Genomic DNA, 25,050 nt, shown 5'->3' on the forward strand with positions numbered 1-25,050 from the left:
TCCGCACAACTCTGTGGTTATGTCCTTGCCGTCAGGCGAAGCGTCCCCTGAGTGTATGCCATATCGTCAGAATTGCTGCAAAAAAAAGCGCATTGCCCCTTGAAAGCGACCTGAGCGCACCCATCTTTAAGCTACGGTCACGACGCGGTCGCCGACAGGGACACCGACGGGCCGGACAACCTGTCCATGGTGGAAGGTTGCCAAAACTTGCTGATTATCAGGAGTCTTATTATGCGTAACTTTGATCTCTCTCCGCTTTATCGTTCTGCCATTGGTTTCGACCGTCTGTTTAACCTGCTTGAGTCCAACCAAAACCAGGCTAACGGCGGCTACCCTCCGTACAACGTCGAGCTGGTCGATGAAAACCACTATCGCATCACCATTGCCGTCGCCGGCTTTGCGCAGAGCGAACTGGATATTACCGCCCATGACAACATGCTGGTGGTGCGCGGCGCCCATCCCGAAGAGCAGCAGGAACGTAAATATCTGTACCAGGGCATCGCGGAACGTAACTTCGAACGCAAATTCCAGCTGGCCGATCACATCGTGGTGCGCGATGCGCGTCTCGAACTGGGCCTGCTGAGTATCGATCTGGAACGCATCGTCCCGGAAGAGGCGAAACCGCGCCGGATTGAAATCCTGAAATAAGGCTAACGAAGTGAAGAAAAACGCCGCTGCAACGCGGCGTTTTTTTATGGCTGCACTGTCAGGTACGCACCAGCAGGCGCTGGCTCACCATCCCGCCGAACACATTCACCAGCAGTCCGAAAATGATCACCGAGGCGCCGAGGATCTCCTGTGCCGACAGGGTTTCACCGAGGATCAACGCAGCGCTGAGAATACCGACCACCGGCACCAGCAGCGACAGCGGCGCCACGCGCCAGGTTTCGTAGCGGCTGAGCAGATTGCCCCAGATGGCGTAGCCGACAATGGTGGCGACAAACGCCAGATAGAGCAGCGCCAGCACCGTCTGCAGTGAAATATCCAGCAGGCTGGTGACAATGGCGGATTCGCCCTCGAACCACCACGAACAGGCAAAGAACGGTGCAATCGGCACCAGCGCGCTCCATACCACCAGCGACATCACCGGCACCTTGCGGTTGCGCAGGATAATCTTGTTGGTGATATTGCCCAGCCCCCACGACAGCGCCGCCGCCAGCGTCAGCATCATGGTAGTCAGCGTGATGCCCGCGGTTGTCTGGCCCTCCATGCCGGCCGTTGCCAGCATGAACATGCCGAGCGTGGCGACCAGAATGCCGGCGATATGGTTCCAGCGCAGCTTTTCGGCCAGCAGCAGCGCACCGAGCAGCAGGGTGAAAAACGCCTGCGCCTGCAGCACCAGCGAAGCCAGCCCGGCTGGCATGCCGAGCTTGATAGCGAGGAACAGAAACGCGAACTGGCCAAAGCTGATGGTCATGCCATACACCACCAGCCAGCGCAGCGGAATCGCCGGACGCCGCACGAAGAAGATCGCCGGAAACGCCACCAGCGTAAAACGCAGTCCCGCCAGTAAAAAGGGCGGCATGCCCTGCAAACCCAGCTTAATCACCACAAAATTTACGCCCCACGCCACCACGACGCACAGGGCTAACAACATATCTTTCACGGACATACGCATTCCTCAGCGCGGCAATCAGGCGGTTGCCGTCACCGGTGTGGCGATCTCTGCACCGCAGTCGTCGCCGATCAGTCGAAAATAATCATCCACATCCAGAGCGACCGAGCGGTCCAGCGCGCCGGCGTTAAACCACAGCGTGCCGACATCACGCAGGCGCGCATCCACGCGCAGCGCCAGTCGGTTATCAAAACTAAACGGCGGCACCGCGCCCATCACGCACTGCGTCAGCGCCTGCGCCTGTTCCGGTGTGGCAAAGGTCGACTTCTTACCGCCAATGGCACGCGCGGCATGTTTGAAGTTGATTTTGCAGTCACCAGGCACGATCGCCAGCAGATAGCGCGGCGCGGCACCGTCCGGCATGGTGACTTCCAGCACCATGGCTTTGGCCGCCTGCTGGAGATCGTTTCCGCGGATGGCGCTGATCACCTCGGTCTGGCCGATGGCCTCATGCTCCACCACGCGGTAGCGGGCCTGCTGCGCATCCAGCAGCGCGATCACTTTGTCATAGGTTGTCATACTGTCTTCCTCGTCTAAGGCCGGGATTAACTCCAGGCAATGGCGTGCTTCATTTTTTTGTCGGTCAGGCCAAAGAAAAAGCCCATGGTGATGCGCGTGTCGCCCTCTACGCGATCGATTTCATGATAAAACGCGGGATTAAACAGATAGATATCGCCACTGCGCGGCGCAAATTCGCAGATCTCGCTGCCGTCGATGACGCCGCTCTGATAGCCCAGTTCGCCGGGCGTTTTGAAGCGCTCATCTTCCGGCTGCCATTTCTTATTGAAGATGCGCAGCGCACCGCCGGCGTTGCACTCCTGCAGGCACACCACGCAGCTCAGCTGATGCAGGATGTGCGTCACCGCCAGACCGCTGCCGGCGGCATCGCGCACGATGTTGTCGTTATGCAGCGGATTAGCGACGCCGTCAGCGTGAAAGCGCACAATCGAGCCGGCGTAATCACCCAGTGCCGGTTCGCTGGCGGTTTGCAGGCTCTCCAGGCGCAGCGCATGTTGCACCCAGTGGTAAATCTGCGCGCGCAGGTCGTGCAGCGAGGCCGGCAGCGCCGGCTGGATGTCGCGCAGTTCGGTGAAATAGTTTTCCGGCGCGGCGGTGTGCTTCGCCAGATACGGGCCGAGCGTGGTCAGCGCGCCGTTTGGATAGTGAGAAACCCGAATCTGCTCGCGGCACTGCTGGAGATCGGCCACCACCGCGTTGCGCACCTCTGGCGTGAGGAAATTGCGCAGCACCAGCAGCGGCACGCGCGCGGTGACGATGTCATCCAGCCAGGTGCTTTCGACGAACATGTTGGGGTTAATGACGCGAATCTGATTGAAAATGGCCATGGGTTCACTCTCCAAAAGGAATTTCATGAAGTTCATGGTTGCTCATACGGTGCCATGCTGACGCCGTGCCCAGTGTTGAAACAGGTTCAGAGGAAATAAAGGTGCTGTTGTTCTGCTGACAACGATGCAGGGTGAAATAGTCGGGATAGGGCGTGTCATCAGGATGCCATTGCCACGCCCACGCCTTATCCTGGGTGACGAAAATGGCGTTCGCCGCGCTGCCACCTGGCGCCACCCGGGCCATTTTTTCGCGCAGGTAGTCGCGGGTGAAATCGGCGGGCGTGATGCGATCGACGATATATTCCAGATACTCGGCGGAATCAAAACGCGACTGCGCCATGCCGAGCTGCGCATAGACGGTCGGCAAAAAGCCGTTGTGCATCATGTACCACTGGGTGGTGCCGCTGGTGCGCCGCAGCGGATGGGAGAACGCAATGCCCTGATTTTTGCTCAGCGTGGCGTGACGCACGTGCACCGCCAGAAAGCGGCTGTGCTGCATGCGCGTGACGTCAATGCCCGGCAGGGCTTCGGCAAAGGTGCCGGTACCGTGCAGCGTACGGATCTGACCGTGCTCCAGCCACAGACAGCCCCAGCCGTTGGGATGTTGTTTAATCGGGCCCTCGTGCGCGGCGGTTTCACCGCAGCTCATGGCGCGTGCGGCGTCCAGTACCGCAGCGGCGTCAAACTGGCCGTGTGCCAGAATCATTCTGCACATAGTAAATCTCTCCGTGAGGTCAACGCGGGAACAGCAAGAAGGGCGTGAAACACCGCCAGAATTTCGTCGCGACTGCCGCCCGCGAGACGCAGCGTGGCGAGAATTCCGGCGTGGCGCGTCAGATCGGCGTACAGCGACGAGCGCGGCGAGACGTCCAGCGGCGGTAAGTTGAGCGGTGGCAACAGCTGGCCGCGCTGGTGGTCGGCAATCCAGCGTCCGGCGGCGTCATACTGCAGCCGCTGACGCAGACGCAGCCGGCCGACGGCCTGTGGCTGTGAGCTGAAGTGCAGTTCAGGCAGGCCGCGTCCGGCTTCAACCTGAAAGGCCACTTCGGCCCAGTTGATGCCGGTGACCTCTTCCACCAGGTTCACCACGCCCATGCCGGAGAGGCGAAAGCCCATTTCGAGAAAGTGCGGCTCGCCGTTCACCACAATGAAGTCGATGTGAAAGGCGCCGCGCCGGTAGCCAAAGGTTTCACAGCAGAAGCTCATCAGGCTGGTGAAGGCGGCGGGCAGCTGCTGCGCCGCCATCGCCACATGGCCGGATTCGTAAAAACTGACGCAGCCGTCGGCCTCGGTATGCTGCTCAATCACTTTCTGGCAGCAGGTCAGCGCCAGCGCGTGACCGTTCTCCACAACGCCCTGCAGCGAATATTCGTCACCGGCCAGCCAGCTTTCGACGATAAAGCCGGTAAAACCGCGTCCGCCATAGTTCATAGTGTCGAGCAGCCGGGCAATCACCGCATCCAGCTGGCTGGCCTGTTCCACCAGCCAGATGCCCAGCCCGCCGCCGCCGTCGACCGGTTTGATCACGCACGGATAGAGCAGCGCATCCCGCGCGTCGCCAATACTGAGCGGTGAGGCAAAGAAGCGAAACTCCGGCTGCGGAAAACGCGGCCAGGCTTTGCGCAGCGCCATGCGCTGTGCGTATTTATCCGGCGGAATGAAAGCGGGGCCGCCGTCCGGCCCGGCCAGCAGTTCACGCACCCGGCCGGCGCTGGCGTTGTAAGCTTCAAAACCGGCCAGCACCACCTGCGGATGCTCCAGCAAACCGGCATGCAGACAGGCATTGAGGACATCCCACGGGTTTTCCGGGCGATCGAGACGCACAATCAGATCGAACGGCAGGGCGATGCTGAGCGACTGGTAGTCGACAAAATCCCCCATCTCGGCCAGCACGGTAAAATAGCCTTCGCGTTTCGCCACCGCGCAGTAGGGATTTTGCCCGTCGCGCGTGGCGCCAATCTGCAGAAAAATCTTTCTCATCGCGTCGCCTTACCGGGTTAACGCCCGGAAATCACTTCAGTAACGATGTCCTGTAACGCACCGTTGTTAACCTGAATCACCGCTTTGTGCGGATCGAAGCGCAACACGCGCGACAGCGCATCGCCGCGCGCGCCGTCCAGCAGCGAACTGACCGCCGCGCTGCGCCAGCAGTGCCGCATCTGCGCCACGCTGAGACCAGACAGCTGCGTGAGCTGCTGCGCCAGCGCCACATCCTCGCTCTCCCCGCTCAGCAACGCCCGCACCGCGGCCTCGTCCGGCGCGGCTGGTAGCTGCAGCAGCCAGGCTTTCAGCTGCTGGCCGGCGGCGATAAACGGTGAATAGATCATGCACACCAGCTGGGTTTCACTCAGGCCGAAAGCGTCGAGTGCAAACTGCGCGGCACGCTGGCGTGCGCGGGCAATCGCGGCATCGTCCTGATAGCGCGCGGCCATTTCATCGATTAGCTGCGGCGGGAAGTCCTTCTGCACCATCAGCCCGAGCGCAAAGCGCACATATTCGCGAATGCCTTCGGCGTAGCTGCGCTGCAACAGCGTCTCCGCACGCAGACCGCGAATATGTGCCATTAACGTCGGGTTGCCGCAGTCCGATTCGGAAAAGCTGAACATCAATTCGTCGAAGCGGAAATGCATGAATTCGGTCAGCAGCGCCCAGTGCGCGCCGGCTTCATAAGCGGTGTCCTGATAGATGTTGAAGAACAGCGGATCGCGCGCCAGCTGCCAGGTAATGCGATGCGCCGGCGTGACCTGGTCAGCGCCATAAATGTCGGCGAAGTAACGCGCCGCCACGCCGTCCAGCGTGTGCAGAAAGCCGCTGAAGCCGCGTGACTTATCGGCCATCGGCGCATCAAACAGTTTTGACAGGTGGCGTGCCCACGCGAGGTAAGCGGTCTGCTCCTGCGGCGAATCGCCGGTGATGATCACATCGACACCGCCATCGTAGTGCGCCGCCAGGCCAAACGAATTCACCATGCTCAGGTTGCAGGCGTTACAGAAGGTGGAGCGCGCGTCGGCGCGGAAGCGGTGACCATTCATCAGCACATCGTTGCGGTTCTGCTGGCGCACGCTCTCCGGCATCGGCAGATGGCGATCGAAGGGGCGAATCTGCAACCCGTCGGTCACCAGGCACTCGGTGAACGCGTCGTCGTGGATACGCAGCGCGCGATAGACGCGGTCAATGTTTTCCATCACGCTGTCGTTCATGGCGGCATGGCGATTAGTGCTGATGCGCAGCTGGAACGTGCTGTTGCGCTGTTGCCAGATTAACCCCTGAATGTAACGTACGTAGGCCACCATATAGCTGCTGTCTTTGCCGCCGCCATAGGCCAGCAGTACGCGGTTACGTTCGGGATGGTCGGGATCGGGCAGGGCGGCGAGCAGTCGCTGCGCACAGTGCTGAGCGGAATCGAGAATCGCGGGCGTCAGGTATTCTTCAATTTCACTCATCATCGCAGACAGATTATTCATTTTTCACTTCATCCTTTGGCTAATAAAATCGCCGCTGCCGTGCGGGCGACAACGGGCTGGAAAACGGGCCACGAAGGTGCTGCGTGAAGCTGAATTAACAGATGCAGCCTAAAGTACTTTGAATGTAATCTGATGAATACGCACAGATCAGCACGATATGGGGTGGAACAGATGGCGGGTGAAACGCAGGAACAGGAGAGTCAGAGTAGTCGTTACCGTCAGATCGCTGAGCAGATAAAACAGGCCATTCACAGCGGATCGCTGCCGCCCGACAGCCGTTTGCCGTCGGTGCGCACGCTGGCGACGCAGTATCGCGTCAGCATGACCACTGCGCTGAAAACATTACGCACGCTGGAGGATGAGCACTACGCGGTGGCGCGGCCGAAGTCTGGCTTTTTTGTCGCGCCGCGCCCGGCAGAGAAAAAAGTGCCGGCGGTGTTCAGCGAGCAGCCGCGTGAAGTCGCGCCGCTGGATGAGCAAACTGAACTGCACCTGGCGATGCTCGGATCGGACTGCCGCGTGCGGCTCGATCTGGCCAACGGTGATATCTCGCTCTATCCGGTGAAAAAGATTGGCCTGCTGATGCGCCAGATGGGCTACAGCAAACCGGCGCTGCTGGGGAACACGGTGAAAGGCACCGGCTATGCGCCGCTCAAGGCGGAGATTGCCCGACGCGCGGTGGATTACGGCTGCAATATTAGCGCGGATGACATCCTGATTACCAACGGCTGCATTGAGGCGATATCACTGGCGCTGCGCGCCACCACGCGGCCCGGCGATATCGTGGCGGTGGAGTCGCCGTGCTACTTCGTGCTGCTGCAGATGCTGCACAACCTCAACCTGCGCGTGATTGAAGTGGAAGCCGGGCCAGAGGGTTACGTTAATGTCGCGAAACTCACCGGGCTGTTCCGGCGCAAAGCGGTGCAGGCCTATCTCACCATCAACAACATCAATAATCCGCTGGGCAAAAGCATTCCCAACGAGCAGAAGGCGTATATCGCGCGTCAGGCCGACGAGAACGATGTGGTGATCATTGAGGACGATATCTTTGGCGATACGGCATTCGGCGAGCGCCGGCCGTTTCCGATGCGCGCCTTCAGCCCCAATGCCATCCTGTGCAGCGGTTTTTCCAAAACCGTGGCACCCGGCATCCGCATTGGCTGGGTGCACAGCACCCAGTACATGCGCAAAATCGCCTCGCTGAAGTACACCACCAGCATGGGCACATCGGTGCTGTCACAGGCGGCGATTGCCGAACTGCTGCGCAGCGGCGGTTACGATGCGCACCTGCGCAAGCTGCGGCGTGAGCTGAAAAATCAGATCCACCACATGCGCCAGGCAGTGCTGCGCTACTTCCCGGCGGGCACGCGCGTGTCGGAGCCGGAAGGCGGTTACGTGCTGTGGGTGGAGATGCCGCAGCAGGCGCTGAACGTGCGCGCACTGTTTCTCAAGGCGCGCAACGCGGGCATCGGCATCGCGCCGGGGCACATTTTTGCCACCGATCACCGCTACGATCACTGCTTCCGGCTCAACGCCGGTTTTGGCTGGAATGCCGAAGTTGAACAGGCGATTCAGCAGCTGGCCCAGTGGTGCCAGCTGTCGTTAAGCGCCGATTAAGCGTTCCAGGCGTTTTCCAGCTCTTCCGCCAGAATCTGTACCGCACGCTCAATCTTGTCGCTGTCCGGTACGTAATTCATGCGCATGCACTGATGCGTGTGCGGCCAGGCCTGTTCCAGTCCCGGGAAGAAGAAGTGGCCCGGCACCATCAGTACGCCGCGCGCTTTCAGGCGCTGATACAGCGCTTCGGTGCTGATCGGCAGGTCGCGGAACCACAGCCACAGGAAGATGGCCCCTTCAGGTTTGTGGATCAGGCAGCGATCTTCGCCAATATAGCGGCGAATAATGGCGATAGTTTCGCTAACCTTGGCCTGATAGAACGGCTTAATCACCTCCTGCGACAGGCGCAGCAGATCGCCGCGTACAATCATCTCGGTGGCAATCGCCGGACCGATGCTGCCTGGCGCCAGGCTGATAATACCGTTCATGTTGCCAATCGCGCCGATCGTGCTCTCATCGGCAACGATAATGCCGCAGCGCGCACCTGGCAGGCCCAGCTTCGACAGGCTCATGCACAGAATGGTGTTGGGGTTCCACAGCGGACGTGCTTCGCTAAAGATGATGCCGGGGAACGGCACGCCATAGGCGTTATCGATCAGCAGCGGGACGCCGTGTTGCTGTGCCAGCGCGTCCAGCTGCAGCAGTTCGTGGTCGGTGATCACATTGCCGGTTGGGTTGGTCGGACGCGACACGCAAATCAGGCCAGTCTCTTCATTCAGCGGCAGATGGTCGAAATCGACGTGGTATTTAAACTGGCCTTCCGGCAGCAGCTCAATGTTCGGTTTGGCGGAGATGAACAGATCCGCTTCCAGTCCGGCATCGGCATAACCCAGGTATTCCGGCGCCAGCGGGAACAGCACGCGCTTTTTGCTGCCGTCGGCGCGGCGGCCGGCGAACAGATTAAACAGATAAAAGAACGCGCTCTGGCTGCCGTTGGTCAGCGCGATATTCTGTGGCGTTACCGGCCAGCCCAGCTCCTCGCGCAGCAGTGTGGCCAGCGCCTCCAGCAGCAGCGCTTTGCCGCGCGGGCCGTCGTAATTGCACAGCGCTTCGTTCAGCTTGCCGTCATGGTGCATCTGCAGCAGCAGCTGACTGAAATAATCATTGATGGCCGGAATCTGTGCCGGATTACCGCCGCCCAGCATAATCGTACCAGGCGTGCGCAGCCCTTCGCCCATATCTTCCATCAGACGAGAGATGCCGGAATGTTGCGTAAATTTGTCGCCGAACTGAGAAAAAGCCATAGGAGGTAAAAACATTGTTATCAGGGGGAAGACCACCATAGCGCCCGCAACCGGCAGGCGCAATGGCTAAAGCCTTGCGATCAGGCCTGAACCTGTGGGTTAACGCAGTTTTTCTCAACCTTACCGCTCAGCGCGGCGATCAGGTTGTCGACCGCATCGCGCGCCATGCCGTAACGCGTTTCGTGCGTGGCGGAGCCGATATGCGGCAGCGCGACCACGTTCGGCAGCGTGAGGATTTCCGCATCGGCCGGCACCGGCTCGACTTCAAACACATCCAGCCCGGCGGCATGAATAGTGCCGTCTTTCAGTGCGGCGGTCAGCGCCTGCTCATCGACCACCGGACCGCGTCCGGCGTTGATCAGAATTGCGCTCGGCTTCATCAGTTTCAGCTGTTCCGCACCAATCATATGGTGCGTCTGCTCGGTCAGCGGCAGGCTGATGCAAACAAAATCACTCTCTTTCAGCAGCGTTTCCAGATCGCAGGCGCGCGCGCCAAAACGGGTTTCGGCCTCTTCGTGCTGGCGACGGGCGTTGTACAGAATGTTCATGCCGAAGCCAAAGTGGGCGCGCTGCGCCAGTGCCAGACCAATGCGGCCCATGCCGAGGATGCCCAGCGTCTTGTGGTGTACGTCGATACCGAAGTGCTCAGCGCCGATACTCTTTTTCCACCCACCGGCTTTGACCCACTTATCCAGCTCGGTGACGCGACGCGCGGTGCTCAGCACCAGCGCCATCATGGTATCGGCCACGGTTTCGGTCAGCACGGTGGGCGTGTGCATCAGCAGAACGTTGCGCTGGTTGAGCGCCTCAACGTCAAAGTTGTCGTAGCCGACGGAGACGGTAGAACAGGCGCGCAGTGCCGGCATGCTGGCCAGAAGCTCATCATTCACTTTGCCGCCGGAGCCCAGCAGACCCTGCGCTGCGGCGAACTGCGCCGCATGCTGTTTCACCGTCTCCGGCGAGACATCTTTCACTTCCGTGACGCTGAAGTGCTGGTCCAGCTTGGCACGCAGGTCATCGGGCAGGCTCTTATACAGAATCACAGCAGGTTTCATTATTTGCTCCCTGTAGAACGTGTGACGGGCGACCTGAGTCGCCCGGAAAAGTCATCGCTTACGCTTTCAGGCGTGCTTCGCGCCGTGAATCGGCGGCGGCGTTTTGTTGGCCGCCGGTTTGACAATCAGCGTCAGCCACACCGATGCCAGCAGCGCGGCACCCATAAAGATGTAGGAGGCGGCAGGACTGCCGGTCGCCCCATTAAGATAGCCTACGATCCATGAACCGATGAAGGAACCCAGTGCGCCCATACTGTTAATCAGCGCCATGGCACCGCCGGAAACGTTGCGCGGCAGCATCTCCGGAATGATGGCGAAGAACGGGCCGTAGGGGGCGTACATCGCACCGCCGGCAATCACCAGCAGCGCATACGACAGCCAGAAGTTGCTGGAACCCACCATCCACGAGCCGAGGAAGGCCAGCGCGCCAATCAGCAGCAGCGGCCAGACAAACAGCTTACGGTTTTGCGTCTTGTCCGACGCCCACGACACCACCAGCATGGCGATGGTCGCCACCAGATACGGCACCGCCGACAGCCAGCCCGCTTCAACCATGCCCATCTGCGTGCCGTTACGCAGAATCGACGGCAGCCACAGTACGAAACCGTACACGCCAATGCTCCAGGCAAAATATTGCAGGCACAGCAGGATCACGTTGCGGTTGCGGAAGGCTTCGCTGTAGTTGCGCACCGCTTTAATGTTCTCCTGCTCTTTCTGCAGCTGCGCCTGCAGCGCCGCTTTTTCCTCGTCGCTCATCCATTTGGCCTGGGCCGGTTTGTCCTGCACCAGGAACCACCAGGCAATCGCCCAGATCACCGCCGGAAAGCCCTCAATGATGAACATCTCGCGCCAGCCAAAGGAGTTGATCAGATAGCCCGACACCACCGACATCCACAGCACCGTCACCGGGTTACCGAGGATCAGGAAGGTGTTGGCGCGTGAACGTTCGGATTTGGTAAACCAGTTGCTGATGTAAATCAGCATCGCCGGCATCACCGCCGCTTCCACCACGCCGAGCACAAAGCGAATCGCTGCCAGCATCGGAATATTGCTGACGATACCGGTCAGCGAGGCGCAGCCGCCCCACAAAATCAGGCACCAGAAAATCAGTTTTTTTACGCTGCGGCGCTCGGCATAGACCGCGCCGGGGATCTGAAAGAAGAAGTAGCCAAGGAAGAACAGGGCACCGAGCAGTGATGACATGCCTTTGGTGATGCCGAGATCCTCATTTATCCCTGCGGCAGAGGCGAAGCTAAAGTTCGCCCGGTCCAGATACGCCAGACTGTAGGTGATAAACACGATGGGCATGATATACCACCAGCGTTTCGGCGCGATTGTCTGCGATTTCATGGGTGACTCCTCTGGTTGAGGCGGGCGCATTCTGTGGATGCGTCTCGAAATTAGGGTGTAGAGACAGTTTTTTGCGGTGCGCATGAATGCGCACCCTACGTAAGGTCGCCATTGATGGCGACCTGGTTTTAATAATCGCCGAGCGCTGCGCGCGTCGGCAGACCTTCGCTGTCGCCGGCAACCTGAATTGCCAGCGAACCGATTTTGTTGCCGCGCAGAATCGCCTGCGGCAGCGATTTACCTTCCAGCAGCGCGCTGATCAGACCCACAGCAAAGCCATCGCCTGCGCCGACGGTATCCACCACGTTTTCCACGTGGATCGGCGCGATCTGGCCCTGTTCGCCGTCGGCGGTTTTATACCAGGCGCCGTCGCTACCGGTTTTGATCACCACCGCCCGCACACCTTTATCGAGGTAGAAATCCGCGATGGCTTCGGGCTGACGGTAGCCGGTCAGAATCAAGCCCTCTTTTTCACCCGGCAGCACCCAGTCGGCGTATTCTGCCAGCAAATTCAGCTGCTTACGCATCTCTTCTTCACTGCGCCACAGCACCGGACGCAGATTAGGATCAAAGGAGATGGTTTTGCCGCGGGCGCGCATCTCTTTCGCCGCATGTTTAGCCAGCGCCAGCGAGCTATCGGAAAGCGCGGCGGCCACGCCGCTCAGATGCAGATGGCGCGCGCTGCCGAAGTAGCTTTCATCGAAATCCTCCGGTGACAGGTGGCTGGCGGCGGAGCCTTTACGGAAATACTCCACTTCCGGATCGGAGCCGTCGTCCACGCGCGCTTTGAGCTGAAAACCGGTGCGATAGCGGTTATCAATAGTCACGCAGCGGTGGTCGACGTGCTCTTTCGCCAGCTGCTGCAGGGTAAAACGGCCGAAGCTGTCGTCGCCAACGCGGCTGACCCAGCCTACCTGCAAACCGAGGCGCGCCAGACCAATCGCCACGTTGAGTTCGGCACCGGCAATGCGCTTCGTGAACTGATCGGCTGCGGCGAGATCGCCGGTTTGCCCGGCGATAAACATCGCCATCGCTTCACCGATGGTGACGACATCCAGCTGAGAAATCTGTGTCATGATGAACTCCTTACACCGCACGCAGCAGATCGACGTAGTGGCGGGTCACCGCCAGCAAATCTGCACCGGCTAATGGAAACTCAATACCGCGCGGAGCATCGGCCGGCAGCGCCTGCAGCAGCGTGCGCCAGCTGTCGTCGGCGTCATCCAGCGCAATGGCGCGGAAGCTGTCACCGTGCGGCACCGCCGCCTTCACATGAATGTAGCTCACGTAGCGACTGAGCTGCGCCGCCGCCTGCAGCGCGTCCTCGCCGGTCCAGAGCCAGTTGCCCATGTCGAAGGTCATATCCAGCGGCAGCGCGGCATCACAGGCGTGATGGAAGAAGTGCAGCATCGGCGTGAGTTTGCTGTCGGGCGTCTGATCGTTCTCCACCACCAGCGTGACGCGCGAGCCGGCCAGCACTTCAACCAGCTGGCGGTCGGCCAGTGACACATAGTGACCCAACGCCAGTTTGAGGCGCTGAGCGCCCAGCAGCTCAGCTTCCTGCAGGAACTGCGCCAGACGCGGATTAAGTGCGCCGTCCGCCTGCCATAGCGCTTCCGGCACCGAATAACTGGCGCTGAGCTGATGCTGGCGAATGGCGTCGCCGAGCGTGTGCAGCTGGCACAATTCGTCGTCGCTGAACAACTCGCGGCGGATCTCGACGCCATCGGCTCCGGCCGCTTTAATCAGCGGCAGCAGCGCTGCCTGGCCGCCCAGTTCTGCCACCTTGTGCGCACCGTAGGCGGCCGTGACCACAATAATTTCCGCTTTCGACATCTTTCCTCCAGCCGTTACCGCTGTGCTGCCCGCCGCACCGTTATGCGCCGGACAGCACGTTAATGTGCTGTAAAAAGCTTAATGGAACCGGTTCCAAAGGAAAGTGGCAGAGTGCGGATTTATGATCCTGCTCACGAAGTGAGCCGTGAAAAGCGGGATTAGCGCAGCGGCTGGCTGGAGCCGCGCACGATCAGCTCGCCAGAGAAAACCTGCTCGCGAATCGGTTGTTCGCTGCCTTCGATACGCGCGATCACCTGCTCCAGCGCGGCGTAGCCGATTTGCCAGGTGGGCTGCTTCAGCGTGGTAATGCCGACGCCGGCCAGCGCCGCCCACTCCAGCTCGTCGAAGCCCAGCAGGCCAATGTTCTCGCCCCAGCGCAGCGCCAGGCGCTGTAATGCCCGCGCCACCTGTAGCGTCAGCGCACCGTTGGCGGCCATCACCGCGCAGCGTTTGCCCTGATGACGCTGATGAAATGCCTGCAGGGCCTGTTCCAGCGGTGCCGGCTGATGCAACACCACTTCGGCATTCTCCGCCACCACCTGTGGCGCGCTGCTGATGGTGTCAAAGAAAGCGGCCAGACGTTCGCGGCGGGTGTTGACGCTGCCGAGCGGTTCACTGAGAAACAGCAGCGCTTCGTAGCCGTTATCCAGCAGATGCCGGGTGGCGATGCGCGCGGCTTCCGGGTTGTTGAGCCCGACCACGTCGCAGGCGAAATCAGGAATTTTGCGGTCAATCAGTACCATCGGCAGCATCGACTGCTGCAGACGGTTGAGCACCTCTTCGTGCATCCCGACCGCGTTGACCACGATGCCTTCCACCTGATAGCTGCTGAGCAACTGCAGGTAGTGCTGTTCGAGATCCACTTCGTTGTTGGTGTTACACATCAGCAGGGTAAAGCCGCGCGCGCGGCAGGCGGCTTCAATGCCGCTCAGCACATCCACCGAGTAGGGATTGGTGATATCCGCGATGATCAGGCCAATCAGCCGGGTACGGCCGCGTTTAAGCCCGCGCGCCATCTGGCTGGGGCGGTAGTTGAGGTCGGCAATCGCCTGTTCGATACGGGCTTTCAGATCCGGCGAGAGCAGATTAACTTCGCCATTCAGATAGCGGGAAACGCTGGTTTTACCGGTTTTTGCCGTGCGGGCAACGTCACTGATTGTGGCTCGTGGCGGCCTGGTTTTCATTACATACACCTGATTAATTGCTTCAGGCGAAGACTAACACAGCCCGGCACGCGCGCAATCACTGTGCGTCAGAAGTGAGGCGCAGCATTGGCTGCCACAGCGTCTGCAACTGCGCCGGCGGCGCGTCGTCCAGCAGCTGCAGCACCATGTCGGCCACGCGCTCGCCAATCCGCTGCTGCGACGATTGCAGAATCGCGTTCACCGGATGGGTGATAATCGAGTCGTGCGGTAGCCCATCGTACACGTACAGAGGAATCGCCTGCACGCCGCTCAGACGCCCGGCCTGCTGCAGGGCAATCGCCGCGCCTTCGCCCAGCGGACTGCAATCGGTAATGATGGCGTCAGGCTGCGGATCGTGCGCCAGCCAGGCGCAGGTTTGCTGATAGCCCGCGCGGCGCGAAATCGGCAGCGCGGCAATCCAGTGAGCCTGCTGTGCGCCGGGCGGCGCTGCCAGCGCGTCGATAAAACCCTGCCGGCGGTCAAGGATGTAGGTGCTGGGCTCGTTGCCGCCGAGATAAGCGATGCGGGTATAGCCCTGCTGCCGGCAGTGCTGCGCCGCCAGCAGCGTTCCGGCATGGTTATCATAATCAAACCAGGCGTAAGGCTGCGGCAGCTGGCTGCGCCCCAGCGTGAGGAAGCGAAAGCCCTTCTGCTGCAGACGCAACAGACGATGATCCTGCGGTGCGGTATGGGTGACGATCAGCGCATCCAGCACGCCGCTGCGCAACATACGCAGCAGGTTGCGCTGCTGATCCTGCGGCTTATCGGGCAGCAGCAGCAGGTCGATTTCATGCTGAGCGAGGCGCTGGTCGAGCGTCAGCAGCATTTCGCTGTAGTAGCTGTCATTGAGCGAGGCATTGCTGACCGGAAAGACCAGCCCGACCGCATTAGCGCGGCCGGTCTTCAGACGGCGCGCGGCGGCATTCGGGCGATAGCCGCGCCGATCGGCTTCCTCTTCAATGCGTTTGCGTGTGGCAGCGGCGACATCATCAAACCCATTCAGCGCGCGGCTCACGGTGGTCACAGAGAGGCCAAGAGTGGCGGCGATAGCTTTGAGTGACATGATGGCATTCCACTGATCAAATTTTGATCACGCTAGCATAAAGTCATCGCTGGCTCTATCGTCCGGCGACGTTTACGCGTCATCTGCTGCTAAGGGCGTCAATAAGCGCGTAAAAGTGCAGCAAAAGCCGGTCTGCAGTCGCAGACCGGCATGAGCGTTAGCCCAGCGGGCTGAGGGTAATTTCGACGCGGCGGTTTTGTGCTTTACCGGCTTCGGTGCTGTTGCTGGCGACCGGGTTATCCGGGCCCATGCCCTGCGTACGCAGGCGGTTCTGCGCCACGCCCTGCACTATCAGCGCGCTGGCAACGCTTTCTGCACGCTGCTGCGACAGGCGCATGTTCAGCGCGCGCGTGCCGGTGCTGTCGGTAAAGCCGACCACGTTGACGGCGGTTTTCGGGTACTCTTTCAGCACCATCGCCACGCCGGTAAGGGTGTTCGCACCGGCCGGTTTCAGGTTGGCGCTGCTGGAGTCAAAGGTCACGTTGTTCGGCATGTTCAGCACGATGTTATCGCCCTGACGCGTTACGCTGACGCCGGTGCCGCGCATCTTGTCGCGCAGTTTGGCTTCCTGCACGTCCATGTAATAGCCGACGCCGCCGCCCAGCGCTGCACCGGACGCTGCGCCAATCAGCGCACCTTTACCGCGATCTTTCTTCGACGACGAGAGCACGCCCACGCCAGCGCCCAGCACTGCGCCCAGACCCGCGCCGATGCCCGATTTCCCGGCCTGCGATTCGCCGGTATAAGGATTGGTGGTACAACCCGACAGCGCCACGCTGCCGCTTACTAACAAGGCCAGCGCCAGTACACGCTTTTTCATGAAAAAGTCCCTCATACGGAAACGGGGAAAATGCCCCAAAACGGCACTATTATGCCGTTCAATGATGGGGAAATTCGTGAGGCGCAGTCTTAATTTGTAAACTTTTGCCTTAAAGATTATCGGGATGGCAGAAACAGCTCGTTTGATGATCGTTGATCAGCCCGCAGGCCTGTAAAAAAGAGTGGCAGGTTGTAGGCCCGACGAATTTAAAACCACGCTTCTTAAGCGCTTTGGACAGCGCAATGGCCGGTTCGGAGGTGGTGGGGGCCAGTTTATAATCCGCGTAACGGTGCAAAATTGGCTGGTTGTCGACAAACGACCAGATAAAGCGCGAAAAGTCTTCGCCGGTGGCCTCCAGCGCCAGCAGCGCGTTGGCATTATTGATGATGGCTTCCAGCTTGCCGCGGTGGCGGATCAAACCGCTGTTTTGCAGCAGGCGCAGCAGATCGGCTTCATCCATCAGCGCCACCGCCTGCGGATCAAACTGATGAAACGCCTGGCGATAGTTCTCGCGCTTTTTCAGCACGGTGATCCAGGACAGACCGGCCTGCTGACCCTCCAGGCACAGCATCTCAAATAAGGCGCGCTTATCGGTCTGTGGCACGCCCCATTCCGTATCGTGGTACGCCAGATAAAGCGCATCCTGTGTTACCCAGCCACATCGCTGCATTGCATCACTCCCTAAGCATGAGGAAAAAGCGGTCAGTCGCTTGACGTTTGAAAGAATCGATTAATAGTTAATCAATGGGTGCCGATAATAACGTCATGGACGTTCGCGCTGCAACTGCGTGAGCGCTTCAGGATCATCATCAATTTCAAGGCCAACCCGATCCCTTCCGGCTCGTCAGGAGTCTTTCATGTGGCAGAACAGTCAGCGGACCGGCCAGCGTCTCTTTGCGCTGGCGATTAGTGGTGGGTGCCTACTGATGGCGGCCCTGCCGGCGCACGCCTGGGATCAGGCCAGCCAGGACGGCGCGCCGGATTACAATGCAATACTTGCCGAAAAAATTTCCAGTAATCATCTGATGTTGACCGAAAACCGCGAGAGCGATCTGCTCGATGCCGCGCTCAATCCGCCCGACGGCGGCATTGTGCTGCACAGCGAAACCGCCAGTGTTGGCGGTTCGCCGCTGGTGAACCGCTACTCAGCAGGCTGGAACCTGCCGATGAATGACCGCCTGCGTACCGGTCCGGTGGCGCAGTTTACCGTCGATGATGCCACCCTGAGCTGCGCCGCCTGCGCGCCGGTTGATCGTAATAATGCCGAACACATCGCTTCACTGGGCTGGCGCGTGGATTCCAGCCTCGGCTGGATATCGCCGTGGGCGCAGGTGAGTTACAGCCATCAGCTCAGCTTCGACGGCACGGCCGTGCCGCGCGATCGGCCAGAAGAGATGAACCGGGAAACAAACTGGATGGATGTCAGCGTCGGTGCCCGTCTGCCGCTCGGCCAGAACATGGCGGCGTTCGCCTCCTTCGCCCAGACCGGCGCGATCAGCAGCGGCGAGCAGTTCATTTACAACCTCGGCGTCAGCGCCAGCTTCTGAATCGGCATAAAAAGAGAAGTGACGCCAGCCAGCGGAAATATAATAAGCGCGCTAATTATTTTCTGATTTGGTATCACAATGCGCGAAAACATTATTCTTATTAGCCGCGAGCTGGCGGCCTTTATCATCAGTGGATTGGTGCTGGTCTTCTGTATGGCGATGGTCTACATCGACGTCAACTGGATGAACGATGCACTGCACGAAACCTCTTTCACCGAAGCGACGCAGGAGCTGATGCTGGCGGCCATTGCCGCGCTGTTCTCCCTCGCCGCCTGGCAGCGACCGCAACAGCGCAGCGCGCTGATTCTGGTCGGTGGCTTCTTCAGCTGCATGCTGATTCGTGAAATGGATTTTCTGTTCGACCTGGTGCAGCACGGCGCATGGCTGTGGTTTGCGCTGGCGACGACCGCGGCCTCGCTGGCGATGGCGCTGCGTCAGCCGCGGCAAATCCTGCCGGGCCTGGCGGCGCTGCTGCAGCATCGCAGCTGGCAAATGATGGCCGCCGGACTGCTGGCGGTGCTGGTGTTCTCGCGGCTGTTTGGCATGCATGAGCTGTGGCAGCAACTGATGCTGGATGGCTATAACCGCGTGGTGAAGAACATGGCGGAAGAGGGCAGCGAGCTGTTTGGCTACAGCCTGTGTCTGGTGGCGTCGTTACGCTATTTGTGGCAAACCCGCCCGGTACGGGCAACGGCACGCGCCAGCCGTCGCGTGGTCGGCGTTGAGGCGGCTGAACCGCACTTCGCCTCGCGCTAAATCCGCGCGGTTTTATGGCGATCCCCGTTGCTAAAACAGGTACACTGACCGCTTAGCGCCGGGTAGCCGTGCGCCGGGTGAGTCAACGTCAGGTTTCTTCATGTCAGTCAAAATCTTATCTTCAACGCTGGTGGGGCTGGACGGCTTTTGCCACGATCCCCTCACCACGCTGCAGCAGGCCGATAACGGTACGCTGGCGGTGCTGCACAACAATGTTCCGGCGTTCTACGCGATCACGCCGCAGCGCCTTGCGCACCTGCTGGCGCTGGAAGCGGCGGCGCAGCAGCCGAATGATGTCACGCTGGATGACAGTCTGTTTCACAGCGACGCCGCGCCGATCGCCGTGCCGGTAGGCAAGTTTGCCATGTATCCGGGCTGGCAGCCGGACAGCGACTTTCAGCGCCAGGCGGCCATCTGGGGCGTGGCGCTGAGCGAGCCGGTGACCGCCGCAGAGCTGGCGGCTTTTGTCGCGTACTGGCAGGCGGAAGGCCGGCTGTTTCACCACGTGCAGTGGCAGCAGAAACTGGCGCGCAGCGTGCAGATGAACCGCGCCGCCAACGGCGGTCAGCCAAAACGCGATATCACCCAGATCAGCAATACTGATTACGATATTCCCGATGGATTCCGAGGTGAGTGATGAAAACGCCGAACGATCTTTTCAGTCGTCTGAAAAAAATCATGCCTGCGGATGTGCAGCCGAAGTTTAAAAACGGTGCTGAACTGCTGGCGTGGAATCAGGAGCAGGGCCGGCTGCGCTCAGAAGCGATTGTGCGCGAAAACCGCGCCATGAAAATGCAGCGCATTATGGGCCGCTCCGGTATCCGTGAACTGCACATGAACTGCTCGTTCGACAACTATCGCGTTGAGAACGACGGTCAGCGTAAGGCGCTCAGTCTGGCGCGCGAATACGCCGCCGGGTTTGAGAACAGCATCGCCAGCTTCGTGTTTTCCGGTCGTCCCGGCACCGGCAAAAACCATCTGGCGGCGGCGATTGGTAACGATTTGATTCTGCGCGGTAAAAGCGTGCTGATTGTCACCGTGGCCGATCTGATGTCGAGCATGAAAGGCACCTTCAGCGGCGGCAGCGATCTGACGGAAGAGCGACTGCTGCAGGATCTCAGTCATGTCGATCTGCTGGTGATCGATGAGATCGGCATGCAGAGTGAATCGCGCTACGAGAAAGTGATCATCAACCAGATTGTCGATCGCCGTTCGTCGTCGAAGCGACCGACCGGCATGCTCTCTAACCTCGATCCGGCCGGTATGAATACCTTGCTGGGCGAACGGGTGATGGATCGCATGCGCCTCGGTAATAGCCTGTGGGTGCGTTTTGACTGGGAAAGTTACCGCAGCCGCGTGCGCGGCGACGAGTACTGATGCGCCGCAGAAGCGGCAAAAACCCGGATTCAACCCGCGATTAACCGCCGGTGCGGGCTGCTAAACTTACACCTATTACTCTTTGCCAGGTGAGGGTGCGATGAAAGCAGCCGGGAAAGGACCAGCGGTACTTCGACTGAACAACCTCAAGCGGGTGATGGCGCAGCTGCGCACCACCCGTATCACGTCCCGCCAGGATCTGGCGCTGGCGCTCGACCTGAGCAAAAACACCGTTTCCCTGATTATCGATGACCTGCTGGCGCAGGGGCTGATTCACGAGCTCGGCCCGGTTAGCGTGGCGGCGGCCGGCCGGCCCAAAATTGAGATCGAACTGCGCGCCGGCCAGCTGAAAAGCGCGGGCATCATGGTAGAGCGCCAGGCGATTCACTGGCGGGTGTGCGACTACTTTTCGCGTGTGGTGGCCGAACAAACCTGGCGCACCGAAACGGCCGAAGCCGATGGGCTGCTGCACGAGCTGACGGAAGTGTGTCAGACGCTGCGCGCGGCGCATCCGGCACTGCTGGGCGTCGCCATCGGTTTTCCCGGCATCATTGATTCTCAGCGCGGGCGGGTGCATTTTTCTGCGCCGCTCGGCTGGCAGGATATCGATGTGCTGACGCCGCTGCGGCGCGGTGTTGATTTGCCGCTGCGCATCATGAACAACGTCAAAGCAGCCGCGCTGCTGGCGGTGCAGCAGCTGGAGCTCGATAAAGCGCAGAGCCATTTCTATCTGCGTATCGCTGACGGCGTGGGCGGCGCGCTGGTGGAGCGTGGCGAGGTGTTCAGCGGCAGCAGCTGGACCGCCGGTGAGATCGGTCATCTGAGCGTGCAGCCCAACGGTGCGCGCTGCAGCTGCGGGCGGCAGGGCTGTCTGGAAACGCTGGTCAGCCTGCCGGCGATCCAGCAGCAGCTGGCCCGCCGTAAGCCCGGCTTACGCTGGCAGTCCGGCGACAGCGAGCCAGAGATTGTCTATGAGCTGATGACGCAGACCGGTCGCCATCTCGGTCATGCGCTGAGCCAGGTGATGCAGCTGGTCAATCCGGCCAGCATCATCATCGACGGTCCGTGGAATGCGCAACCGGCGTTTGTGCAGGCCGTACAGCAGGCGGCACAGGCCGGCACGCTGGCGTTCACCTTTGCTCATACCGCGCTGCACTTTCTGCCGCAGCGCATCGATCCGGCCAACGGCCTGGCGCTGGCGGTGATAGAACACTACGAACGGCCAGTGTGAACGGCGGCGTCGCGTTTCTTTTTTCGCCCGCCAGCGGGCATAATACGTTGATTGACAGGCTCTCTTTGCGGACCACGCAATGAAAACGCAGCGCATCACTCTGGACGATATTGCGACTCTCGCTGGGGTCACCAAGATGACGGTGAGCCGCTATTTGCGCACGCCGGAAAAGGTGAAGGCGGAAACGGCGGCAAAAATTGCCAGCGTGATGGCCGAAATCGGTTATGTCGCTGAGCAGGAAAATACCGCGGCGTCGCGGCACAATCCGCCGCGCATCGGCGTGCTGATCCCCTCATTCAATAATCAAATCTTTGCCGATCTGCTGGCCGGTATCGAATCGGTCACCAGCGCCCACGGCTATCAGACGCTGGTGGTCAACTACGACTACAATCCGCAGCGCGAAGAAGAGCAGATTGCCACGGTGCTGGCTTTTAACGTGCAGGGATTGATTCTGACCGAGTCGGTGCACACCGTGCGCGCGGAAAAGTACCTCAACGCCGCCACCATTCCGGTGGCCGAAGTGATGGGCTTAAGCGAAACGCCCGGGCGCATTAACGTTGGCTTTGATAATTACCGCGCCGGTTACGACATGACCACCATGCTGCTGGCCAGCGGCAAACAGCGGGTGATTTATTTTGGCTCAATGTCCGATCGTCGTGACCAGCAGCGCTATGCCGGCTATTGCGATGCCGTGGCGGCGGCCGGATTGCCCGCCGGACACATCGTACCCAACAAAGTCTCTTCGGTGTCGATTGGCACCGGCATGATGACGCTGGCGCGCCAGCTCTATCCGCAGATGGATGCCATTCTCTGTACCAACGATGATCTGGCGGTCGGCGTGCTGCAGGAGTGCCAGGCGGCAGGGATTGCGGTGCCGCAGGCGCTGGCGATTGCCGGGTTCCACGGACTGGAGATTGGTCAGGCGACGACGCCGCGGCTGGCCAGTGTGATTACACCGCGCTTTGAGATGGGCAAAGTGGCAACGGAAATTGTGCTGAAGAAGATTAACCAGCAGCCCACCATTGAACAGGTGGATTTGCATTATCAGCTGTCGATGGGCGCCACCATTTGAGCGGTGGCGCTTTGGTGCAGGCGCGACGCGCGCCTGCATGATAACGCTTAGTCGCGTGCGGCGGTGGGCGGCACAATTGACGGCTGAGCGTGATGGGCGCGCTTCAGGAAACGGCTCTCCAGCAGATTCCACGAGGTGTAAGCCAGCGCCAGCGTCATCACAATGGTTAGCCCCAGGCCGACAAACGCATTGGCATCGAACACGCCGAAATGCTGCAGCACCTGAATAATCGGCCAGTGATAAAGGTACATGCCGTAAGAGAGATCGCCGAACTGGCTGATTTTGATCTCTTTACACAGGCTGGTACAGAACAGAATCACCACCGCCGAAAACGCCACCGGCTCAACGATAAACGCGTAATCCGTGCTCTTGAACAGCAGGAACACCACCAGCGACACAATGGTGATCTCTTTCAGGCGATCAAAGGTGGGCTGATGCACCGCCAGCAGGCTGCCAAAGAAGAAGTAGGACGACAGCGCAATAAACTGCTTGGCCAGCGTATCGGCTTTCGGGCCGCTGTACAGCGCGGTGAAGTAGAAGTACCAGGCGCAGGAGATGATAAAAATCGCGCTCCACACCTTCAGCGGGCTTCGCTTCAGCAACGGCACGATGAATGGCAACAGCACATAGAGCGTCAGTTCGGCCTTGATGGTCCACAGCGAACCATCCAGCGGCTGGTTGGGATTGCTGGTAAACACGCCCGGCAGCGATGGCTGAATAAAATTAAGAAACGAGAAGTTGGCAATCAAATATTTAATGGTTTCTTTATTTTTCAGAAAATCCATTAGCGGCAAAGTGGTAAGGCACATGCCAATCACAAAACACATGATAATGGTGAAGATATAAGCCGGTAATATACGTTGCGCGCGCTTAATAAAATAGGAGGTCAGCGATTTACTTCTTAAGTAACTTTTTGCAATAAGAAAACCGCTTATTGCGAAAAATCCTTTGACGGCAAAATCACTATTGAGAAAATGCGCAAGGAAACGGATATCGGCGTTTCGCGTCACCTCAGCAGAATGCACCAGCATTACGATAAAGGCGAGGGAAAGTCGTACGATGTCAAAATTGTTTTTTTCGTTCATGTCAGCATTCTTTCATTGAGTGACGACGTGCCAGGAAAAGCCATGAAAGACTTTGCATGGGTGGTTCGGAATATTCTTATCACAGGCGTTCTGCACTGGCAGATGCAATCTATTAGAATTTTAATCCTCATAAAAAGCAAGCAATGTTCAGGACCAGTAAAATATTCAGATTTTCCCTGGATAACGATGAGAAAGGGCTTATTAATGAAAAAACGCTAATCAGTTGGCTAGCGTTATTTCTGGACCTAACGGAACAGCTGGAAGGTGCGTGAGACCTCATAGCCGACAATCGACTGCTTGCTCGATACCGTGTTGTAGTAGAGGTAGTACAGCACCATCAGAATGGTGACAGCCACGGCAAGCACCTTCTTCAGCTTTCTGGTTTCCCAGATACACAGCGAAATAAGCACCGGCTCAACCTGCAGCAAATAGTTCGCCAGACGACCACCAGAAGCGTAATCCTGCAGCGCCATCCTCAGGCCACTACCGATGGCAAAGGTGACGACCAGAATGTAATAGGTATTAAACTTTTCCGGGTCGAAATTTTTAATTTTGTCGCTCAGCAGCATGTAGCTGAAGATAAACACGAAGCCGATGTTCTTCAGGTTAGACAGCGTCAGAATACCCTGTTCCTGGCGGGAATCCGCATCGGCATAACCCATGGCCCTGTCGCCCAGCGCACCGAGGTGGCTGGAAAGCGCGGCGATCAGTGCCGAACTGCCGAGAAACGCCAGCGGCAGGCTGGCGACCACGATGGCAATCGGGATGTATTTATTTTTACGCACAATCATCGCCAGCGGAATCAGCAGCGCGACAATCGCGGTGGCGTGGCTGATGAACGACAGGATGAAGGTGGTGATCATGCCGGACTTACTGCGCTGCGACATGTGCCAGACAAAGCCCATCAAAAACGCCGAACATAAGCCGAAGCGAATCTGGTTCATGTCTTTGTTGATAAACAGGTGCGCGGAGTAGACGGCGAGCGCTACCAGCGGCAGCGGTGTCAGCTTACGGAAGTAGTGAGCATTGACACCCACGGCAATCACCGCGAAGACAAAGATAAAGATGTCCGGATTGGCGGTAAAAATGCGCGTTACGCCAGCTATAGCGTAAATTGCTGGTTCATAACGGAATTCCACGACTGCGCGCCAGAAACCTTCGATAACAATCTTATCGATAAACTGGGCATAGAAGTCGCGATACTGGAAGTCATCAAGGCCGGTTCCCAGGCCACGAATACCGCCAAAAGTAAAAAGTACTACAACGGCAACAAAATAAAGCCACGTCCTGATTTGCGCTGTGTTTTCATTTTTACTTAACATGATTTCGACAATAGCGACGAAAGTCAGGCTAAGACTTATGATCCAGTAAATTCCCATGGTCACAGA

26 protein-coding genes are annotated in these 25,050 nt (G+C 59.2%); 9 read left to right on the forward strand and 17 right to left on the reverse strand.

The annotated features are described in order from the left end of the window. The first annotated feature begins 231 nt into the window (after positions 1 to 231). Positions 232 to 648 (forward strand): small heat shock chaperone IbpA, encoded by a 417-nt coding sequence (gene ibpA / locus MXF20_RS20090; RefSeq protein WP_010617843.1) that lies wholly within the window; start codon positions 232 to 234, stop codon positions 646 to 648. Positions 649 to 706: 58 nt separating this feature from the next. Here the strand turns inward: ibpA and MXF20_RS20095 are convergent, their stop codons facing one another. Genes MXF20_RS20095 through MXF20_RS20120 form a run of 6 tightly spaced genes read right to left on the reverse strand, consistent with a single transcriptional unit; the run spans position 707 to position 6,425 of the window. Continuing rightward, positions 707 to 1,612: an EamA family transporter gene (locus MXF20_RS20095; RefSeq protein ID WP_325971071.1), complete on the reverse strand. Its 906-nt coding sequence runs from the start codon at positions 1,610 to 1,612 to the stop codon at positions 707 to 709. A 21-nt stretch (positions 1,613 to 1,633) separates the two neighbouring features. Beyond that, positions 1,634 to 2,134: a YbaK/EbsC family protein gene (locus tag MXF20_RS20100; RefSeq protein WP_325971073.1), complete on the reverse strand. Its 501-nt coding sequence runs from the start codon at positions 2,132 to 2,134 to the stop codon at positions 1,634 to 1,636. 26 nt (positions 2,135 to 2,160) lie between these two features. After that, complete coding sequence (locus MXF20_RS20105; protein WP_325971168.1) at positions 2,161 to 2,961, reverse strand: hypothetical protein; 801 nt, start codon at positions 2,959 to 2,961, stop codon at positions 2,161 to 2,163. A gap of 4 nt (positions 2,962 to 2,965) precedes the next feature. Next, positions 2,966 to 3,676, reverse strand: a complete 711-nt coding sequence (locus MXF20_RS20110; RefSeq protein ID WP_325971074.1) for a class II glutamine amidotransferase — start codon at positions 3,674 to 3,676, stop codon at positions 2,966 to 2,968. Beyond that, complete coding sequence (locus tag MXF20_RS20115) at positions 3,664 to 4,941, reverse strand: ATP-grasp domain-containing protein (RefSeq protein ID WP_325971075.1); 1,278 nt, start codon at positions 4,939 to 4,941, stop codon at positions 3,664 to 3,666. Before MXF20_RS20115 ends, MXF20_RS20110 begins: the two co-directional genes overlap by 13 nt. Positions 4,942 to 4,958: 17 nt before the next feature. Further along, on the reverse strand, positions 4,959 to 6,425 hold the full coding sequence (locus tag MXF20_RS20120) for a hypothetical protein (RefSeq protein WP_325971076.1): 1,467 nt from the start codon (positions 6,423 to 6,425) through the stop codon (positions 4,959 to 4,961). Positions 6,426 to 6,596: 171 nt separating this feature from the next. Here MXF20_RS20120 and MXF20_RS20125 point away from each other — a divergent pair, with 171 nt between their 5' ends. After that, positions 6,597 to 8,042, forward strand: coding sequence for a PLP-dependent aminotransferase family protein (locus MXF20_RS20125; RefSeq protein ID WP_325971078.1), 1,446 nt, complete (start codon positions 6,597 to 6,599; stop codon positions 8,040 to 8,042). On the opposite strand, the gene MXF20_RS20130 is transcribed toward MXF20_RS20125, so the two are convergent. The 9 genes from MXF20_RS20130 to MXF20_RS20170 form a co-directional block, all read right to left on the reverse strand. Beyond that, positions 8,039 to 9,286: a valine--pyruvate transaminase gene (locus tag MXF20_RS20130; RefSeq protein WP_325971080.1), complete on the reverse strand. Its 1,248-nt coding sequence runs from the start codon at positions 9,284 to 9,286 to the stop codon at positions 8,039 to 8,041. The two genes, MXF20_RS20125 and MXF20_RS20130, sit on opposite strands and share 4 nt — an antisense overlap. Positions 9,287 to 9,366: 80 nt before the next feature. Continuing rightward, complete coding sequence (ghrB, locus tag MXF20_RS20135) at positions 9,367 to 10,341, reverse strand: glyoxylate/hydroxypyruvate reductase GhrB (protein ID WP_325971082.1); 975 nt, start codon at positions 10,339 to 10,341, stop codon at positions 9,367 to 9,369. Positions 10,342 to 10,407: 66 nt separating this feature from the next. Continuing rightward, the gene (locus tag MXF20_RS20140; RefSeq protein ID WP_104189510.1) at positions 10,408 to 11,691 is read right to left on the reverse strand and encodes an MFS transporter; all 1,284 of its coding nucleotides are present in this window, start codon (positions 11,689 to 11,691) and stop codon (positions 10,408 to 10,410) included. A gap of 128 nt (positions 11,692 to 11,819) precedes the next feature. Further along, positions 11,820 to 12,767 (reverse strand): sugar kinase, encoded by a 948-nt coding sequence (locus MXF20_RS20145; RefSeq protein ID WP_325971084.1) that lies wholly within the window; start codon positions 12,765 to 12,767, stop codon positions 11,820 to 11,822. A gap of 10 nt (positions 12,768 to 12,777) precedes the next feature. After that, entirely contained in the window at positions 12,778 to 13,527 is a 750-nt protein-coding gene (locus MXF20_RS20150; RefSeq protein WP_325971085.1) for a sugar phosphate isomerase/epimerase, read from the reverse strand. A gap of 158 nt (positions 13,528 to 13,685) precedes the next feature. Beyond that, on the reverse strand, positions 13,686 to 14,711 hold the full coding sequence (locus MXF20_RS20155; RefSeq protein WP_325971087.1) for a LacI family DNA-binding transcriptional regulator: 1,026 nt from the start codon (positions 14,709 to 14,711) through the stop codon (positions 13,686 to 13,688). Positions 14,712 to 14,769: 58 nt separating this feature from the next. Beyond that, on the reverse strand, positions 14,770 to 15,774 hold the full coding sequence (locus MXF20_RS20160) for a LacI family DNA-binding transcriptional regulator (RefSeq protein WP_325971089.1): 1,005 nt from the start codon (positions 15,772 to 15,774) through the stop codon (positions 14,770 to 14,772). 157 nt (positions 15,775 to 15,931) lie between these two features. Then, positions 15,932 to 16,594 (reverse strand): OmpA family lipoprotein, encoded by a 663-nt coding sequence (locus tag MXF20_RS20165; RefSeq protein WP_325971091.1) that lies wholly within the window; start codon positions 16,592 to 16,594, stop codon positions 15,932 to 15,934. 109 nt (positions 16,595 to 16,703) lie between these two features. Continuing rightward, entirely contained in the window at positions 16,704 to 17,264 is a 561-nt protein-coding gene (locus tag MXF20_RS20170) for a DNA-3-methyladenine glycosylase I (protein ID WP_325971092.1), read from the reverse strand. Between the two features lie 187 nt (positions 17,265 to 17,451). Here MXF20_RS20170 and MXF20_RS20175 point away from each other — a divergent pair, with 187 nt between their 5' ends. The 6 genes from MXF20_RS20175 to MXF20_RS20200 all read left to right on the forward strand — a co-directional run bounded on the left by MXF20_RS20175 (position 17,452) and on the right by MXF20_RS20200 (position 22,577). Next, positions 17,452 to 18,141, forward strand: a complete 690-nt coding sequence (locus tag MXF20_RS20175) for an autotransporter (RefSeq protein WP_325971093.1) — start codon at positions 17,452 to 17,454, stop codon at positions 18,139 to 18,141. A gap of 78 nt (positions 18,142 to 18,219) precedes the next feature. Next, positions 18,220 to 18,897: a hypothetical protein gene (locus MXF20_RS20180; RefSeq protein ID WP_325971094.1), complete on the forward strand. Its 678-nt coding sequence runs from the start codon at positions 18,220 to 18,222 to the stop codon at positions 18,895 to 18,897. Positions 18,898 to 18,997: 100 nt separating this feature from the next. Beyond that, the gene (gene dnaT / locus MXF20_RS20185; RefSeq protein WP_021506884.1) at positions 18,998 to 19,534 is read left to right on the forward strand and encodes a primosomal protein DnaT; all 537 of its coding nucleotides are present in this window, start codon (positions 18,998 to 19,000) and stop codon (positions 19,532 to 19,534) included. Further along, positions 19,534 to 20,274 (forward strand): DNA replication protein DnaC, encoded by a 741-nt coding sequence (dnaC, locus tag MXF20_RS20190; RefSeq protein ID WP_021506883.1) that lies wholly within the window; start codon positions 19,534 to 19,536, stop codon positions 20,272 to 20,274. Before dnaT ends, dnaC begins: the two co-directional genes overlap by 1 nt. A 100-nt stretch (positions 20,275 to 20,374) precedes the next feature. Further along, entirely contained in the window at positions 20,375 to 21,505 is a 1,131-nt protein-coding gene (locus MXF20_RS20195; RefSeq protein ID WP_325971095.1) for an ROK family protein, read from the forward strand. Positions 21,506 to 21,584: 79 nt separating this feature from the next. Continuing rightward, entirely contained in the window at positions 21,585 to 22,577 is a 993-nt protein-coding gene (locus tag MXF20_RS20200; protein ID WP_325971097.1) for a LacI family DNA-binding transcriptional regulator, read from the forward strand. A gap of 47 nt (positions 22,578 to 22,624) precedes the next feature. Here MXF20_RS20200 and MXF20_RS20205 read toward each other — a convergent pair whose 3' ends face one another. After that, positions 22,625 to 23,662, reverse strand: coding sequence for an acyltransferase (locus tag MXF20_RS20205; protein ID WP_325971099.1), 1,038 nt, complete (start codon positions 23,660 to 23,662; stop codon positions 22,625 to 22,627). Here MXF20_RS20205 and MXF20_RS20210 point away from each other — a divergent pair. Continuing rightward, on the forward strand, positions 23,552 to 23,881 hold the full coding sequence (locus MXF20_RS20210) for a hypothetical protein (protein ID WP_325971170.1): 330 nt from the start codon (positions 23,552 to 23,554) through the stop codon (positions 23,879 to 23,881). The two genes, MXF20_RS20205 and MXF20_RS20210, sit on opposite strands and share 111 nt — an antisense overlap. A 26-nt stretch (positions 23,882 to 23,907) precedes the next feature. On the opposite strand, the gene MXF20_RS20215 is transcribed toward MXF20_RS20210, so the two are convergent. Further along, positions 23,908 to 24,984, reverse strand: a complete 1,077-nt coding sequence (locus tag MXF20_RS20215) for an EpsG family protein (RefSeq protein WP_325971101.1) — start codon at positions 24,982 to 24,984, stop codon at positions 23,908 to 23,910. Positions 24,985 to 25,050 lie beyond the last annotated feature (66 nt).

Source organism: Pantoea dispersa (assembly GCF_035783935.1).
GTDB lineage: Bacteria > Pseudomonadota > Gammaproteobacteria > Enterobacterales > Enterobacteriaceae > Pantoea > Pantoea dispersa_C.

Excerpts from the sequence above, each read along its gene's own strand:
- MXF20_RS20215 (WP_325971101.1), bottom strand. The coding sequence starts at position 24,984 with ATGTTAAGTAAAAATGAAAACACAGCGCAAATCAGGACGTGGCTTTAT.
- MXF20_RS20120 (WP_325971076.1), bottom strand. The coding sequence starts at position 6,425 with ATGAATAATCTGTCTGCGATGATGAGTGAAATTGAAGAATACCTGACG.
- MXF20_RS20150 (WP_325971085.1), bottom strand. The coding sequence starts at position 13,527 with ATGTCGAAAGCGGAAATTATTGTGGTCACGGCCGCCTACGGTGCGCAC.
- MXF20_RS20210 (WP_325971170.1), top strand. The coding sequence starts at position 23,552 with ATGCGCAAGGAAACGGATATCGGCGTTTCGCGTCACCTCAGCAGAATG.
- MXF20_RS20205 (WP_325971099.1), bottom strand. The coding sequence starts at position 23,662 with ATGAACGAAAAAAACAATTTTGACATCGTACGACTTTCCCTCGCCTTT.
- MXF20_RS20165 (WP_325971091.1), bottom strand. The coding sequence starts at position 16,594 with ATGAAAAAGCGTGTACTGGCGCTGGCCTTGTTAGTAAGCGGCAGCGTG.
- MXF20_RS20145 (WP_325971084.1), bottom strand. The coding sequence starts at position 12,767 with ATGACACAGATTTCTCAGCTGGATGTCGTCACCATCGGTGAAGCGATG.
- MXF20_RS20160 (WP_325971089.1), bottom strand. The coding sequence starts at position 15,774 with ATGTCACTCAAAGCTATCGCCGCCACTCTTGGCCTCTCTGTGACCACC.
- MXF20_RS20175 (WP_325971093.1), top strand. The coding sequence starts at position 17,452 with ATGTGGCAGAACAGTCAGCGGACCGGCCAGCGTCTCTTTGCGCTGGCG.
- MXF20_RS20110 (WP_325971074.1), bottom strand. The coding sequence starts at position 3,676 with ATGTGCAGAATGATTCTGGCACACGGCCAGTTTGACGCCGCTGCGGTA.
- MXF20_RS20095 (WP_325971071.1), bottom strand. The coding sequence starts at position 1,612 with ATGTCCGTGAAAGATATGTTGTTAGCCCTGTGCGTCGTGGTGGCGTGG.
- MXF20_RS20140 (WP_104189510.1), bottom strand. The coding sequence starts at position 11,691 with ATGAAATCGCAGACAATCGCGCCGAAACGCTGGTGGTATATCATGCCC.
- MXF20_RS20155 (WP_325971087.1), bottom strand. The coding sequence starts at position 14,711 with ATGAAAACCAGGCCGCCACGAGCCACAATCAGTGACGTTGCCCGCACG.
- MXF20_RS20100 (WP_325971073.1), bottom strand. The coding sequence starts at position 2,134 with ATGACAACCTATGACAAAGTGATCGCGCTGCTGGATGCGCAGCAGGCC.
- MXF20_RS20200 (WP_325971097.1), top strand. The coding sequence starts at position 21,585 with ATGAAAACGCAGCGCATCACTCTGGACGATATTGCGACTCTCGCTGGG.
- MXF20_RS20170 (WP_325971092.1), bottom strand. The coding sequence starts at position 17,264 with ATGCAGCGATGTGGCTGGGTAACACAGGATGCGCTTTATCTGGCGTAC.
- MXF20_RS20105 (WP_325971168.1), bottom strand. The coding sequence starts at position 2,961 with ATGGCCATTTTCAATCAGATTCGCGTCATTAACCCCAACATGTTCGTC.
- MXF20_RS20180 (WP_325971094.1), top strand. The coding sequence starts at position 18,220 with ATGCGCGAAAACATTATTCTTATTAGCCGCGAGCTGGCGGCCTTTATC.
- dnaC (WP_021506883.1), top strand. The coding sequence starts at position 19,534 with ATGAAAACGCCGAACGATCTTTTCAGTCGTCTGAAAAAAATCATGCCT.
- MXF20_RS20130 (WP_325971080.1), bottom strand. The coding sequence starts at position 9,286 with ATGGCTTTTTCTCAGTTCGGCGACAAATTTACGCAACATTCCGGCATC.
- ibpA (WP_010617843.1), top strand. The coding sequence starts at position 232 with ATGCGTAACTTTGATCTCTCTCCGCTTTATCGTTCTGCCATTGGTTTC.
- ghrB (WP_325971082.1), bottom strand. The coding sequence starts at position 10,341 with ATGAAACCTGCTGTGATTCTGTATAAGAGCCTGCCCGATGACCTGCGT.
- MXF20_RS20125 (WP_325971078.1), top strand. The coding sequence starts at position 6,597 with ATGGCGGGTGAAACGCAGGAACAGGAGAGTCAGAGTAGTCGTTACCGT.
- MXF20_RS20115 (WP_325971075.1), bottom strand. The coding sequence starts at position 4,941 with ATGAGAAAGATTTTTCTGCAGATTGGCGCCACGCGCGACGGGCAAAAT.
- MXF20_RS20195 (WP_325971095.1), top strand. The coding sequence starts at position 20,375 with ATGAAAGCAGCCGGGAAAGGACCAGCGGTACTTCGACTGAACAACCTC.
- dnaT (WP_021506884.1), top strand. The coding sequence starts at position 18,998 with ATGTCAGTCAAAATCTTATCTTCAACGCTGGTGGGGCTGGACGGCTTT.